The organism is Rathayibacter sp. AY1E3 (assembly GCF_002932235.1).
In the GTDB taxonomy this organism is placed as follows: Bacteria; Actinomycetota; Actinomycetes; order Actinomycetales; family Microbacteriaceae; genus Rathayibacter.
On the sequence record NZ_PSVN01000018.1, the window covers coordinates 28,225 to 41,748 of the forward strand.

Sequence of the window (13,524 nt, forward strand, 5' to 3'; positions counted from 1 at the left end):
AGCGTCCTACGTCCGCGCTACGCCGATCCGCTGGAACGCGGATCGCCGGTTACCGCTGAGCGGTGTCAGCTGTGGCTCGCTCCTCGCTCCGCTCGCCGCTCGCCCGCCGTCGGCCCGAGCGGGCGATCGCGTTCCGCAGAGCGTCCTACGTCCGCGCTACGCCGATCCGCTGGAACGCGGATCGCCGGTTACCGCTGAGCGGTGTCAGCTGTGGCTCGCTCCTCGCTCCGCTCGCCGCCCGCCCGCGGTCGGCCCGAGCGGGCGATCGCGTTCCGCAGAGCGTCCCGCGTCCGCGCTACGCCGATCCGCTCGCACGCGGACCGCCGGTCACCGCTGAGCGGCGTCAGCCGCGGCTCGCTCCTCGCTCCGCTCGCCGCCCGCCCGCGGTCGGCCCGAGCGGGCGATCGCGTTCCACAGAGCGTCCTACGTCCGCGCTACGCCGATCCGCCGGAAAGCGGGTAGCCGGTCATCTCTCCCACCTTGCACGGGACGCCCTGATCGCTTGCCCGCGATCGGCCCGGGCGAGTGGCCACTTTCCGCAGAGGCGTACGCCCGCGCGTCGACGATCCGGCGGAACGATCGCCGGTCACCGCTCCTACCGGGCTCCTCACCAGGCCGCGATCGACGCGAGCGGGCGCACTCCACCAACAGGTGAAGCCTGCGCGGCCGCCACCACCATTCGCTGCAAGGCGGGGAGCCCGTCCCCACTCCGTCGCGCTCGCGCGCGGCGCACGACCACTCCCCCGTCGGCACAGGCGGAAGCCTCCCCCCGCAGTCGCGGCGGCGCCTCGCGCCGCTCGCGCTGCGTCCCCCGCCCCTCAGCCGAGGACCGGTGCTCGTCTCCCGGAGGGAGGCGGCGGATCGGGATCGCGGCCCCTCCGGCGTGGTGGGCGTATGGGCCGCAGGCCCATCGGGCAGAGGGGCCGCGATCCCGATCCGCCGCCGGCCCCACCAGACCTCTCAGCGCCGGTAGTTCGGCGCCTCCACCACCATCTGCACATCGTGCGGGTGCGACTCCTTCAGCCCGGCCGCCGTGATGCGCACGAACTTCCCGCGCTCCTTCAGCTCGGGGATGGTGCGCGCTCCGACGTAGAACATCGACTGGCGGAGCCCGCCGGCGAGCTGGTAGGCCACGTTCGCGAGCGGGCCGCGGTAGGGCACCTGGCCCTCGATGCCCTCGGCGATCAGCTTGTCGTCGGTGGGCACGTCGGACTGGAAGTAGCGGTCCTTCGAGTAGGAGGTCCGCTCGCCGCGGGTCTGCAGGGCGCCGAGGGAGCCCATGCCGCGGTAGGTCTTGAACTGCTTGCCGTTCTGGAACACGAGGTCGCCGGGGCTCTCCTCGCAGCCCGCGAGGAGCGAGCCGAGCATCACGGTGTCGGCGCCGGCGACGAGCGCCTTGGCGATGTCGCCGGAGTACTGGAGGCCGCCGTCGGCGATGACGGGGACGCCGGACTCGCGCGCGGCGAGGGACGCCTCGTAGACCGCGGTGACCTGCGGGACTCCGACGCCGGCGACGACGCGGGTGGTGCAGATCGAGCCGGGGCCGACGCCGACCTTGATGGCGTCGGCGCCCGCGTCGACGAGTGCCTGCGCCCCGGAGCGGGTCGCGACGTTGCCGCCGATGACGTCGACGCCGGCGAACGCGGAGTCGGACTTCAGGCGGCGGATGATGTCGAGCACGCCGGCGGAGTCGCCGTTGGCGGTGTCGACGACGATCACGTCGACGCCCGCGTCGAGCAGGGCGGTGGCGCGCTGCCAGGCGTCGCCGAAGAAGCCGATCGCGGCGCCGACCCGCAGGCGGCCCTCGTCGTCCTTCGTGGCGTTGGGGTACTGCTCCGACTTGTCGAAGTCCTTGACCGTGATGAGGCCGGCGAGCTTGCCCTGTGCGTCGACCAGCGGCAGCTTCTCGATCTTGTGCTGCGCGAAGAGGGCGATGACCTCGCTGTCGGGGATGCCGACGCGGCCCGTGATCAGACCGGTGCTGGTCATCACGTCGCGGACGAGCGTGGTCGCCTTCTCGAACGGCGAGACGAAGCGCATGTCGCGGTTGGTGATGATGCCCACGAGCACGCCGGTCGAGTCGACGACGGGGAGGCCGCTGATCCGGTACTGGCCGCAGAGGTCGTCGACCTGGGCGACGGTGGCGTCCGGGGTGGTGGTGACGGGGTTCGAGACCATGCCCGACTCGCTCCGCTTCACCCGGTCGACCTGGTCGGCCTGGTCGGCGATGGAGAGGTTGCGGTGCAGGACGCCGAGGCCGCCCTGGCGGGCCATCGCGATCGCCATGCGCGCCTCGGTGACGGTGTCCATCGCCGCGGAGAGCAGCGGGGTCGCCACGCTGATGCGCTTGGTGAGACGGGAGGCCGTGTCGGCCTCGCTCGGGATGACGTCGGTGTGCCCGGGGAGGAGCATGACGTCGTCGTAGGTGAGTCCGAGGAATCCGAAGGGATCCGGCTGGTCCATCAATGCCCCTTAGCAGGTCGAGTGCGGGAGCCCGGAGAGGACGGGAGGAGTCCGCTCACGAGCGCCACGGTTGTTCGATCTTAAGCGCCGTGAGGCTCGGGGTATTCCTCGACGGCGCGGCCGCCGGGCCGCGGATGGGCGCTGGAGCGCTCTCCTCTCCCTCATAATGTCGTCACGCGTAAGTGCGGACGGTGAAACACCGCCGACACATGCGGAACGTATGGTCAACCAACGTTGTTTGACGACGGCGATTCGGGCGTGCCCGGAGACCCCATCCGTCTGTGCACCCTGACGAGAGGTAGACGTCTTGCTCACAGCCAGCCGTTCGATGCGCCGCCAGCGCTCGACGATCCTGCATCCGACGGACCGGGAGGCGCCCCGTGGATAGGAGACGCCCGAGGCTCCGAGACCGGCTCCTGGCCGTGGGTCTGCTCGCCGCGACCCTCACCGGGATCGCCGCGGCGGCCCCCGCCGCACTCGCCGCCACCACCGCCGACCAGTCGATCATCGCCTGGGTCCGCGTGCAGGGGACGAACGAGAACCTGACGGGGGTGACCGTCGAGATCGGCGGCGACGCCTCCGCGACCGTGACCACCGGCGAGGACGGCCGGGCCACGTTCCCCCTCGACGCCGCGGGCACCTACACGGTGACCGTCGACGAGGAGTCCCTGCCCGCCGACAAGGGCTACCCCGCCGCGGGTCAGAACCCGAAGCAGGTGAAGATCGTCGCCTCGCAGAACCAGATCGTGAACTTCATCGTCTCGACGGCCAACCCGAAGGGCTCCGGAGCGACCGTCCCGGTCCCGACGGACTCCGCGGCTCCGACGAGCCCTGCGACCGAGGGCACGACCGGCAACGACGCGACGAACCCCGACGGGACGTCCAACGCGGTGAACCAGCCGGTGTCGGCCGACACGTTCTGGATCATCTTCTGGCCGAAGGTCGTCACCGGACTGATCTTCGGGCTCCTGATCGCCCTCGCGGCGATCGGCGCCTCGCTGATCTACGGCGTGACCGGCCTGAACAACTTCGCCCACGGCGAGCTGGTCACCTTCGGCGCGCTGATGGCGTACCTCTTCTCCGGGGTCTTCGGACTCCCGGCGTTGCTGGCCATCCCGATCGCGGTGATCCTCGGCGGGGCCTTCGGCTTCGTCCAGGACGGACTGCTCTGGAAGCCGCTGCGGAAGAAGGGCATCCAGCTCATCCCGCTGATGATCGTGACGATCGGCCTCTCGCTGGCCCTGCGCTACGTGTTCGTCTTCTTCTTCGGAGCCGACCGCCTCTCGCTCCCCAACAGCACCGCTCCGTTCTTCACGGTGCCGGAGCTCGGGATCAGCCTGAAGTTCACCGACATCGTCGGCGCCGTCGTCGGCGTCGTCTGCATCGTCGCCGTGGCCTACGTCCTCACGAAGACGAAGATCGGCAAGGCGATGCGGGCGGTCTCGGACAACCGGGCCCTCGCCTCCGCCTCGGGCATCAACGTCGAGCGCGTCATCCGCGTCGTCTGGGTGATGTCGGGCGCTCTCGCCGCGCTGGCGGGCGTCTACATCGGCTACTACCAGTCGCTGCGCTGGGACACGGGAGCGTCGATCCTGCTGCTGATCTTCGCGGCGATCACGCTCGGCGGACTCGGCTCCGCCTACGGCGCGCTGGTCGGCTCGCTCATCATCGGACTGATGATGAACATCTCGACGATCTGGATCCCGGAGAACCTCAAGTACGTGGCTCCGCTCGTTCTCATGATCATCATCCTCCTGGTCAGGCCGCAGGGAATCCTGGGCCGCAAGGAACGGATCGGCTAGGACACCATGAACCTCAACTTCATCTGGCTGGCGATCGGGCAGATCGTCGATCCCACTGTCGCCGCGTACGCGCTGGCGACCATCGGCCTGGTCATCCACTTCGGATTCACGGGGCTGCTCAACTTCGGACAGGCCGGCTTCATGGCAGTGGGCGGCTACGCCTTCGCCATCACCTCGGTCAAGTTCGAATGGCCCGTCTGGGGCTCCTTCCTCGCGACGATCGTCGCGGCGACCGTCTTCGCGCTCATCCTGGGCATCCCGACGCTGCGGCTGCGGGCCGACTACCTCTCGATCGTCACGATCGCGGCGGCGGAGATCATCCGGCTCTCGGTCAAGACCCCCGAGTTCTCGGCGATCACCGGCGGCTCGGAGGGCATCAACGGCGCGGCGAAGGCGTTCAACGACCTCAACCCGCTCCCCGAGGGCCGCTGGGGCATCGGCGTCCTCACCTACAGCCAGGACCAGTGGTGGGTGCGGATCGTCGGCTGGGGCCTCGTGCTCCTGGCCTGCCTCCTGGTGTTCCTCCTGATGCGCAGCCCCTGGGGCCGCGTCATCAAGGGCATCCGCGAGGACGAGGACGCCGTGCGCTCGCTCGGCAAGAACGTCTTCTCGTACAAGATCCAGGCGCTCATCCTGGGCGGCGTGCTCGGAGGCCTCGCAGGAGCGCTGTTCATCCTCCCCCGCTCGCTCCAGCCCGACAACTACGGCACCCAGCTCACGTTCTTCCTCTACACGATCATGCTGCTGGGCGGCGCCGCGACGGTCTTCGGACCCGTCGTCGGCTCGATCATCTTCTGGGTCGTCCTCGGTCTGACCGACGGACTGCTCACGCTCGGGATCGACACCGGGGTCCTCAACAACGACCTCATCCGCCTCACCACCGTGCAGACCGGACCCATCCGGTTCATCGTGGTGGGGGTAGCCCTCATGCTCCTGGTGATCTTCAGACCCCAGGGGATCTTCGGCAAGAAGAAGGATCTGCACTTTGCCTAAGACGCCGGTCTCGGACATCACCGAGGAAGCAATCGTCCCCGGGGTCAGGAAGAAGGACCCCATCGTCGTCGCCGACAACGTCAGCCGCCGCTTCGGCGGCCTGACCGCGGTCGACGTCGAGCACCTCGAGATCCCCCGCGGATCCATCACCGCCCTGATCGGCCCGAACGGGGCCGGCAAGACCACGTTCTTCAACCTGCTGACGGGCTTCGACAAGCCCAACACCGGCAAGTGGAACTTCAAGGGCAAGAACCTCGCCAACGTCCCGGCCTACCGGGTGTCGCGGATGGGCATGGTGCGCACGTTCCAGCTCACCAAGGCGCTCGGCGGCATGACGGTGCTCGAGAACATGCTGCTCGGCGCGAAGGGGCAGAAGGGCGAGAACATCTTCACCTCGCTCATCCGCCCGCTGTGGTCGAAGGAGGAGGACTCGATCGAGCAGCGCGCGATCCGCCTGCTCGAGAAGTTCAAGCTGGACACCAAGCGGGACGACTACGCGTCGAGCCTGTCGGGCGGCCAGAAGAAGCTGCTCGAGATGGCGCGGGCGCTGATGTCGGAGCCCGAGCTCGTCATGCTCGACGAGCCGATGGCCGGGGTGAACCCGGCGCTGACGCAGTCGCTCCTGGGTCACATCGTGAACCTGAAGGACGAGGGCATGACCGTGCTCTTCGTCGAGCACGACATGCACATGGTCAACACGATCGCCGACTGGGTGATCGTGATGGCCGAGGGCAAGGTCGTCGCCGAGGGCCCGCCCTCGACCGTGATGAACGACCCGGCCGTCATCGACGCGTACCTGGGCGCGCACCACGACACCGACCTGGGCACGATCGAGGGCCAGCTCGAGATCGCCGAGGAGATGGACTCCGACCTCGTCCGCGAGGACGTGGAGCGGCAGGCGGAGCAGGCCGGCGTCCCGACGCCCGGCCACGACGCTCCGGCCGCCGGAACGGCGTCCCCGTCGGCCTCCGCGCCGACGAGCGTCGCCCCGACGACCGACGCCCCGGCCGTCGAATTCGAGAAGGACGAGAGATGACCGCCGACACGACGACTCCGAACACCCTCGAGACGCACGATCTGCACGCGGGCTACGTGCCGGGGGTCAACATCCTCAACGGCTCGAACGTCTACGTGAAGCGCGGCGAGCTCGTCGGGATCATCGGCCCGAACGGTGCAGGCAAGTCGACGCTGCTGAAGGCGATGTTCGGCCTGGTCAACATCCGCCAGGGCACCGTCCTGCTGAACGGCGAGGACATCACCGGCCTCAAGGCCGACAAGCTGGTGTCCAAGGGCGTGGGCTTCGTGCCGCAGAACAACAACGTCTTCCCGTCGCTCACCATCGAGGAGAACCTCGAGATGGGCATGTACCAGAAGCCGAAGCTGTACAAGGAGCGGCTCGAGTTCGTCACCGAGCTCTTCCCGGAGCTCAGCAAGCGGCTCAAGCAGCGCTCGGGGTCGCTCTCGGGCGGTGAGCGCCAGATGGTGGCGATGTCGCGGGCTCTGATGATGGACCCGTCGATGCTGCTGCTCGACGAGCCCAGCGCCGGCCTGTCCCCGATGCGGCAGGACGAGACCTTCGTCAACGTGCAGCGGATCAACCGCGCGGGCGTCTCGATCATGATCGTCGAGCAGAACGCGCGGCGGGCGCTGCAGATCTGCGACCGCGGCTACGTCCTCGACCAGGGCCGCGACGCCTACGAGGGCGCGGGCCGGGAGCTGATGAACGACCCCAAGGTCATCGAGCTCTACCTGGGCACGCTCGCGACGACCAACGAGGTCACCACGAGCACCCCGACCGTCGGCGGCTGACCCCCGCTGCGAAGGGCCCGTCGTCTCCGGACGGCGGGCCCTTCGTCGTTGCCGGGGCGCGGAGCGGGCGCGAGCGGGCCGAGGGGCCGGTGCGGCTCCGGGGCGGAGGCGGGGCCGCTCGCGCAGGGCGCCGGGCGGCTCGGAGACCACTCCGAGCAGGGCGGGAAGGCAGGCGGCTCGGTGCCCGGAGACGCGCCGGCACGGGGTGCCGCAGAAGGGAGGCGGGGGGCCGCTCTCCCGGCGCGGACAGGCCTTCACCGGTCTCTCCGCGATGCCCGCCGAACCCCCGGGAAGTCGGCGGAACGGCGGGCCGGACCCTGGGTCTCCTGTCCGCGGGACGGGGGCAGGACAGCGAGAGTCTCTCCGCACCAGCGACACCCACGAGGGGGACAGGATATCGCCCTGCCTGCCGTAGTTTTGGGGACACGGGACAGCCCTGCAGGGGGACGTCCCGCTCCCCTCTCCCCCGGTAGGGACCGCGATCGGCCGCCGATCTCCTCCCCTCCCCGCAGCGCCTCGAGCGCCGCGTCGTCCGCCTCGAAGGAGCCGACCATGAAGAGATACACCCCCGCCCCTGTGGAACTCGGAGCCGGCTTCGGCACCGGTGCGATCGGCGACTACGAGCGCTGGCGCGTCGTCGGCGTCTACGCCCAGGTCGTCATCGCCGAGACCACCGGCGGCAAGCGCCGCAACTACAGCCGTTCCTTCGTCACGTACCGCCTGGCGCAGGAGGCGGAGCTGCTCCGCGCCTCCTAGGTCCTCCGCACTCCACGAGCGCGCGTCCTCCCTCGGGAGGGCGCGCGCTTCTGCGTTCCCGCTCGACGTCGTCGCTCCCGCCCGCGGTCCGGCAGGGCGCCCCTCGAGGCCGGGAGAGGCGCTCGGAGGCGTTCACAGGCCGTCCGAGCCGCTCCTCCTCCCGGGTGGCTCCTCGACGCGACGCCACGCCCTGGACGCCGCGCAGCCGTCCGCCCGCACCCGACAGCGGACGCCCGCGCGGACGACCGCCGCGCCTCGCTGCGTCCGCGCGACCGGCGCGTCTCCGCCTCTGCCCTCCGGGAACGGCGAAGGGGCCCGGTCCGAAGACCGAGCCCCTCAGGGGTGCGGCAGGAGCCGCGTCACCGCGTCGTCAGTTCAGCGAACCCTCGACGGTCTCCTCGAAGGAGGTGGTGTTGCCCGTGCCGTACTTGTAGATCGAGACCGAGGCCTCGCTGGTGTCGCCGTTCTCGTCGAACGAGATCGGGCCGGAGAGGCCGTCGTAGTCGACGTCCTCGCCGTCGGCGATGAGCTTCGCGCAGTCGGCGAAGGTCGTGCACTTGGTGCCGCCCTCCGAGACCGACATGAGGTTGTCGCGGATGGTCGCACCGTCCGTCGCCTTGCCCTGGAGCGCGGCGAGAGCGGTCAGGACCGTGGCGTCGTACGACTCCGGCGCGTAGCTGAACACGGTCAGCGCGTCGTTGCCCTGCGACTCGACGAGCGACTGCAGCTTGCCCTGGAAGTCCTCGGACGCCTGGACGCCCGGGTTGGTGAACTGGGCGCCGGCGATGTCGACGTTGGTGTCGGACTCGCCGATGACGCCGTAGTTGCCGTCCGTGCCGTAGAGCTTCGAGAAGTCGAAGCCCTTGGCCGAGAGCTGCTCCGCGATGGTCTTGATCTCGTCGAACGAGATGACGACCAGCGCGTCGGGGTTCGGGGCGAGGACCGAGGTCAGCGCCGAGTTGAAGTCGGTCGAGGCCGGCTCGAAGATCTCCTCGGCCGCGACGGATGCTCCGCCCGCCTCGAGGGTCTCCTTGATGTTCTTCTCGAGGCCGGTGCCGTACGCGTCGTTCATGTACAGGATCGAGACGTTGGTCTTGCCGTCGCCGAGGATCTTGTTGCCGAGGATTCGGCCCTGGAGCACGTCCGAGGGAGCGGTGCGCCAGTAGTAGCCGTCGTCGTCGTAGGTCGTGAAGTCCGGCGAGGTGTTGGCCGGCGAGATCTGGACGACGCCCGCCTGGGTCACCTGGTCGATGAAGGTCTTCGAGACGCCCGAGGACGCCGCGCCGATGATGGCGGAGACGTTGTCGGCGATGAGGGACGTGGCCGACTGCGTCGCGATGTCGGTCGTGGTGTCGCCCGAGTCCTTCTGCTCCACGTCGATCGTGATGCCGGCCTTGGCGTCGTTGATGTCGACGACCGCCTGGTCGACGCCCGCGATCTCGGGCGGGCCGAGGACGGCGAGGGTGCCGGTCTGCGGGAGGATCGTGCCGATCTTGAGGGACAGGTCGCCCGAGCCGCTGTCGCCGCTCGATCCGCTGTCGCCGCCGCCGGCGCAGCCGGCGAGGACGAGAGCGCTGGCGCCCAGAATGGCGACGCCGCCGAGGGTTGCCCGGAGGGACCGCGCGCGGGCCGAGCCGGCCTTCGCGTAAACGCCCATGTTGCTCCTTGAGAGGTGTGTGTCAGTGGGAGCGGCGCCGGTGGCAACCGCTCGGCCAACCTAACCTTCGAAGCAGCCGTGAACAATACAGGGGTGTTACCAATACGTTTCGCGACCGGATCGTTACCATTCCGCTGTCGCGCCGCGCCAGGACGACGCGTTCCGCAGATCAGACGGAGGATCGGCGCCGTCTGCGCTCCGCGGCGACGAGGTCGCCTGAGAAGATCGCCAGGGCGGCCCACACCAGCGCGAAGCCGATCCAGCGCTCGAGCGGCATCTCCTCGTGCAGGACGAAGGCCCCGACGAGGAACTGCAGGAACGGCGTCAGGTACTGCACGAAGCCGACGATCGACAGCGGGAGGCGCCGGGCGGCGCCCGCGAACAGGAGCAGCGGGACGGCCGTGACGATCCCGGCCGAGGCGAGGATGAGGGCGTGCCCCGTCCCCTCCGTCGTCAGGGTCAGCCCCACCGTGGAGCCGACGACCGCCAGCTGCACCACGGCGAGCGGCGTCAGCCAGAGCGTCTCGAGCGTCAGCCCGCCGACCGCGTCCACCGTGCCGCCGACGCGGCTCTTCACCAGGCCGTAGAGGCCGAACGAGAAGGCGAGGGCGAGCGAGATCCACGGGAAGGATCCGTAGCCCACCGCGATGACCAGCACCGCGACCGCGCTGACGCCCATCGCGGCCCACTGCAGGGGCCGGAGGCGCTCGCGCAGCACCAGGACGCCCAGCAGCACCGTGACCAGCGGGTTCATGAAGTAGCCCAGGGCCGCCTCGATGACGTGGCCCGTGGTCGTGGCGATCACGTAGACCTGCCAGTTGACGTAGATGAGCACGCCCGCGATCGCCATCACGCCGAGCAGGCGGGGGCGGCGCAGCAGCGCGCCGAAGGAGCGCCAGCCGCGGAGGACCGTGAGCAGGATCACGCAGAAGACGAGCGAGAAGAGCACCCGGAACGCGACGATCTCGAACGGCGAGGCCGGCGCCATCGCGATGAAGTAGAGGGGCATCGCACCCCAGAGCAGGTAGGCCGAGAACGCGAACAGCAGCCCCGTGCCGGACATCCCGCCCGGGCGTCCCGCCGCTCCGAGCGCCTCCACTCCTTCGCCGACGGGCACGTCCGAAGGGGACGGCGAGACGGCCTCGGCAGGGGTGCGGGAGCTGGTCACTCCCCCGATGCTACGCAGGCGCGAGGTGGGAGGACGGGCCCGCAGCGGGCGGATCAGGCCACTGGTCGCGAGGAGGACCGGGAACGACGGAAGGGCCCGCCGACCGAGGTCGACGGGCCCTTCCGAGGGATGCTGCCTAGCGGACGACGACCGCGAGGACGTCGCGAGCGGAGAGGACCAGCAGGTCCTCGCCACCGAACTTGACCTCGGTTCCGCCGTACTTGGAGTAGATCACCTTGTCGCCGACGGCGACGTCGAGCGGCACGCGGTTGCCGTTGTCGTCGATGCGACCGGGTCCGACGGCGACGACCTCGCCCTCCTGCGGCTTCTCCTTGGCGGTATCGGGGATGACGAGACCGGAAGCGGTCACCTGCTCCGCCTCGACCTGCTTGATGACGATGCGATCTTCGAGCGGCTTGATGGACACCGACACGGTTGACCTCTTTCTTGACGACGATGTGGGCGGAACGCGGTTCTGGCACACACGCTCCGAGAGTGCTAGATCCATCGTAGGGGCTCCGCTGGCACTCGTGCAATCAGAGTGCCAAGCGGGGCGGCGGACCCGCCGGGAGGCCGTGGCCTACCATGGCCGGATGCGACGCGACGAGCTGGTCGAGCTCCTCTCCCCCGAGGGCCTCCGGCTCCTCGACTCCCTCGACGGCTACCGGTCCGACGACCTGGTGCGGGCCGTGGCACGCCTCCGAGCCGCCGGCCACTCCCCCGTCCTCGTCGCCGCGGTGCTCACCCAGGCGAGGCTCCGGCAGAAGGCGGAGGCGAAGTTCGGAGAGTTCGCCCGCTCGATGCTCTTCACGGACGCGGGACTCGAGCAGGCGACGCGGCTGCGCGTCGCCGCCCTGCACGCCGGCCGGTTCGCCGCGGCGGGAGCGGCGCGCGTCGCCGACCTCGGCAGCGGGATCGGCGGCGACGCCCTCGCGATGGCCGCGATCGACCTGGCGGTCACCGCCGTCGAGGCCGACGAGGTCACCGCGACCCTGGCCAGCTTCAACCTCGCCCCGTTCCCCGCGGCGAGCGCCGTGCACTCGACGGCCGAGGCCTTCGACCTCGACGGCTTCGACGCCGTCTACCTGGACCCGGCACGCCGCACGGCGGGCCACCGCGAGACCCGCCGGCTCGACGATCCGGACGACTACTCCCCCTCGCTCGACTTCGCGTTCGGCCTGGCCGAGCATCGTCCCGTGGGCGTGAAGGTGGGTCCCGGCTTCGACCGCGAGCGCCTGCCGCGGGACGCCGAGGCGCAGTGGGTCTCGGTCGACGGGGAGCTGGTCGAGACCGGGCTCTGGTTCGGTTCTCTGGCGCGCGCGGGCGTGCGCCGCTCCGCTCTGCTGCTCGGCGCGACCGGCTCCTCCGAGCTCACCGCGGCGGGCGACAGCGAGGACGAGGAGGTCGGCCCCCTCGGCGCGTTCGTGCACGAGCCGGACGGCTCCGCGATCCGCGCGCGCCTCCTGGGCGAGCTCGCGCGCTCCAGCGGCTCGCGGATGCTCTCGCCCGGCATCGCCTATCTGACGGGCGACGATGCGGCCGCCTCGCCCTTCCTCCGCAGCTTCCGGGTCCTCGCCGAGCTGCCGCTGGACGAGCGCACGCTGGCGAAGGAGCTGCGCACCCGCGGCATCGGCGTGCTCGAGATCAAGAAGCGCGGGGTGGACGTCGACCCCGCCCGCTTCCGCAAGCGGCTGGGCCTCTCCGGCGCCGGCAGCGCGGTGCTGATCCTGACGCGCATCGCCGGGCGCCACCGCGCGCTGCTCGCGGAGCGCGTCGAGCGGCCCGCGCCGGCTCAGTAGCCGGAGGTGCCGGCGGCGAGGGCGACCACGACGAAGACGAGGAAGACCGCCAGGTAGATCAGCGAGACGGCGATGCCGGCGAACCCGGTGATGATCGCGGTCAGCGCGAAGCCGCGCGCGGCCGGCTCGCGCCGGCGTCCGAGGAAGCCGAGCACGACGGCCGGAGCCGACAGCAGGAAGCCGAAACCGGCGGCGAAGAGCGTGATGACCAGGCCGACGATGCCGAGGATCATCCCGACGAGGCTCAGCGTGCGGGGGACGACGGGCGCCGGTGCGGCCGCATAGGCGGCGGGGTGGCCGGGCACGGAGGAGTACGCAGGCGCCGAGGGGTACGCGGGCGGGGGCGGCGGCGGAGGGGTTCCGTCCGCTCACGCGGGCAGGTACCCGCCGTCGCGCAGGTCGCCCACGAAGGCCGTCCAGGCGAGGTAGGCGATCACCGCGAGGACGATCGCGAGGTAGCCCAGCACGAAGCCGGCGACCGCGAGACCGCGGCCGCGCTGTCCGGAGCGTCGGGCCTGGGCGAAGCCGATGTGGCCGAGGACGATGGCGGCGGGCGCCAGCCCCAGCAGTCCGCACACCAGAGCCGCGACCGCGAGCGGGTTCATCGGCGGGCGGCGGGGCGGGAGACCGGGGTAGGGATCGGCGGCGGCCGTCGGCGGCGGGTAGGCCGCCGACGGCTCGCCGAGCGGAGGGGCGAACGGCGCGGGCGCCGGTCCGGTCTGCGGTCCGGGCGCGGTGTCGTCGGTCACGGTGTCCTCCTGGTGGTGCGGGCGCCCCCGAGCCTCGGAGGCGTGTCGATCAGTACCCGGTCGAGGGCATGGTCGCCGCGATCGAGAAGAGCGCGACGAACGAGATGATGGTGATGATGATCGCGACGAAGCCGATGATGACGGCGGCGAGGGCGAGGCCGCGGCCCTTCTCCCCCGTGCGCTTGATCTGCGACAGGGCGATGAAGCCCAGCACGATGCCCACGATGGAGACGAAGAACGAGGCGATGAAGCCGATGATCGCCAGGATGTTGTAGCGGTCGGACGCGGGCGTGTACGGAGTGGTCATGGAATCCCCCAGGGTCAGGAA

General features: G+C 70.4%; 13 protein-coding genes. 6 read left to right on the plus strand and 7 right to left on the minus strand.

Annotation, left to right across the window (positions count from 1 at the left end):
* Positions 1-960: 960 nt before the first annotated feature.
* Positions 961-2,463, minus strand: a complete 1,503-nt coding sequence (gene guaB / locus C5C53_RS13760; RefSeq protein WP_104224733.1) for an IMP dehydrogenase — start codon at positions 2,461-2,463, stop codon at positions 961-963.
* Between the two features lie 422 nt (positions 2,464-2,885).
* On the opposite strand from guaB, the gene C5C53_RS13765 reads away from it, so the two are divergent.
* From C5C53_RS13765 to C5C53_RS13785, 5 genes are all read left to right on the plus strand, one after another.
* Entirely contained in the window at positions 2,886-4,265 is a 1,380-nt protein-coding gene (locus C5C53_RS13765; RefSeq protein WP_258075430.1) for a branched-chain amino acid ABC transporter permease, read from the plus strand.
* Between the two features lie 6 nt (positions 4,266-4,271).
* Entirely contained in the window at positions 4,272-5,258 is a 987-nt protein-coding gene (locus tag C5C53_RS13770; protein ID WP_104224731.1) for a branched-chain amino acid ABC transporter permease, read from the plus strand.
* Entirely contained in the window at positions 5,251-6,294 is a 1,044-nt protein-coding gene (locus C5C53_RS13775) for an ABC transporter ATP-binding protein (RefSeq protein ID WP_104224730.1), read from the plus strand. Before C5C53_RS13770 ends, C5C53_RS13775 begins: the two co-directional genes overlap by 8 nt.
* On the plus strand, positions 6,291-7,067 hold the full coding sequence (locus C5C53_RS13780) for an ABC transporter ATP-binding protein (protein ID WP_104224729.1): 777 nt from the start codon (positions 6,291-6,293) through the stop codon (positions 7,065-7,067). Before C5C53_RS13775 ends, C5C53_RS13780 begins: the two co-directional genes overlap by 4 nt.
* A gap of 552 nt (positions 7,068-7,619) precedes the next feature.
* Positions 7,620-7,823, plus strand: coding sequence for a hypothetical protein (locus C5C53_RS13785; protein WP_146076626.1), 204 nt, complete (start codon positions 7,620-7,622; stop codon positions 7,821-7,823).
* A gap of 370 nt (positions 7,824-8,193) precedes the next feature.
* On the opposite strand, the gene C5C53_RS13790 is transcribed toward C5C53_RS13785, so the two are convergent.
* The 3 genes from C5C53_RS13790 to groES form a co-directional block, all read right to left on the minus strand.
* Positions 8,194-9,480 carry an ABC transporter substrate-binding protein gene (locus tag C5C53_RS13790; protein ID WP_104234163.1) on the minus strand — a complete coding sequence of 429 codons (1,287 nt, stop codon included), beginning with the start codon at positions 9,478-9,480 and terminating at the stop codon, positions 8,194-8,196.
* 169 nt (positions 9,481-9,649) lie between these two features.
* Positions 9,650-10,543, minus strand: a complete 894-nt coding sequence (rarD, locus tag C5C53_RS13795; protein ID WP_104224726.1) for an EamA family transporter RarD — start codon at positions 10,541-10,543, stop codon at positions 9,650-9,652.
* Positions 10,544-10,784: 241 nt separating this feature from the next.
* A complete protein-coding gene (gene groES, locus C5C53_RS13800; protein ID WP_097167691.1) occupies positions 10,785-11,081 on the minus strand; it encodes a co-chaperone GroES in 297 nt (98 codons plus the stop codon).
* A 160-nt stretch (positions 11,082-11,241) separates the two neighbouring features.
* Between groES and C5C53_RS13805 the strand changes: the two genes are divergently transcribed.
* On the plus strand, positions 11,242-12,447 hold the full coding sequence (locus C5C53_RS13805; protein WP_104267791.1) for an SAM-dependent methyltransferase: 1,206 nt from the start codon (positions 11,242-11,244) through the stop codon (positions 12,445-12,447).
* On the opposite strand, the gene C5C53_RS13810 is transcribed toward C5C53_RS13805, so the two are convergent.
* The 3 genes from C5C53_RS13810 to C5C53_RS13820 all read right to left on the minus strand — a co-directional run bounded on the left by C5C53_RS13810 (position 12,441) and on the right by C5C53_RS13820 (position 13,503).
* On the minus strand, positions 12,441-12,752 hold the full coding sequence (locus tag C5C53_RS13810; RefSeq protein ID WP_104288771.1) for a hypothetical protein: 312 nt from the start codon (positions 12,750-12,752) through the stop codon (positions 12,441-12,443). The two genes, C5C53_RS13805 and C5C53_RS13810, sit on opposite strands and share 7 nt — an antisense overlap.
* A gap of 63 nt (positions 12,753-12,815) precedes the next feature.
* Positions 12,816-13,196 carry a DUF4190 domain-containing protein gene (locus C5C53_RS13815; RefSeq protein WP_104234159.1) on the minus strand — a complete coding sequence of 127 codons (381 nt, stop codon included), beginning with the start codon at positions 13,194-13,196 and terminating at the stop codon, positions 12,816-12,818.
* A gap of 49 nt (positions 13,197-13,245) precedes the next feature.
* Positions 13,246-13,503: a DUF4190 domain-containing protein gene (locus C5C53_RS13820; protein WP_104225014.1), complete on the minus strand. Its 258-nt coding sequence runs from the start codon at positions 13,501-13,503 to the stop codon at positions 13,246-13,248.
* Positions 13,504-13,524: the final 21 nt, after the last annotated feature.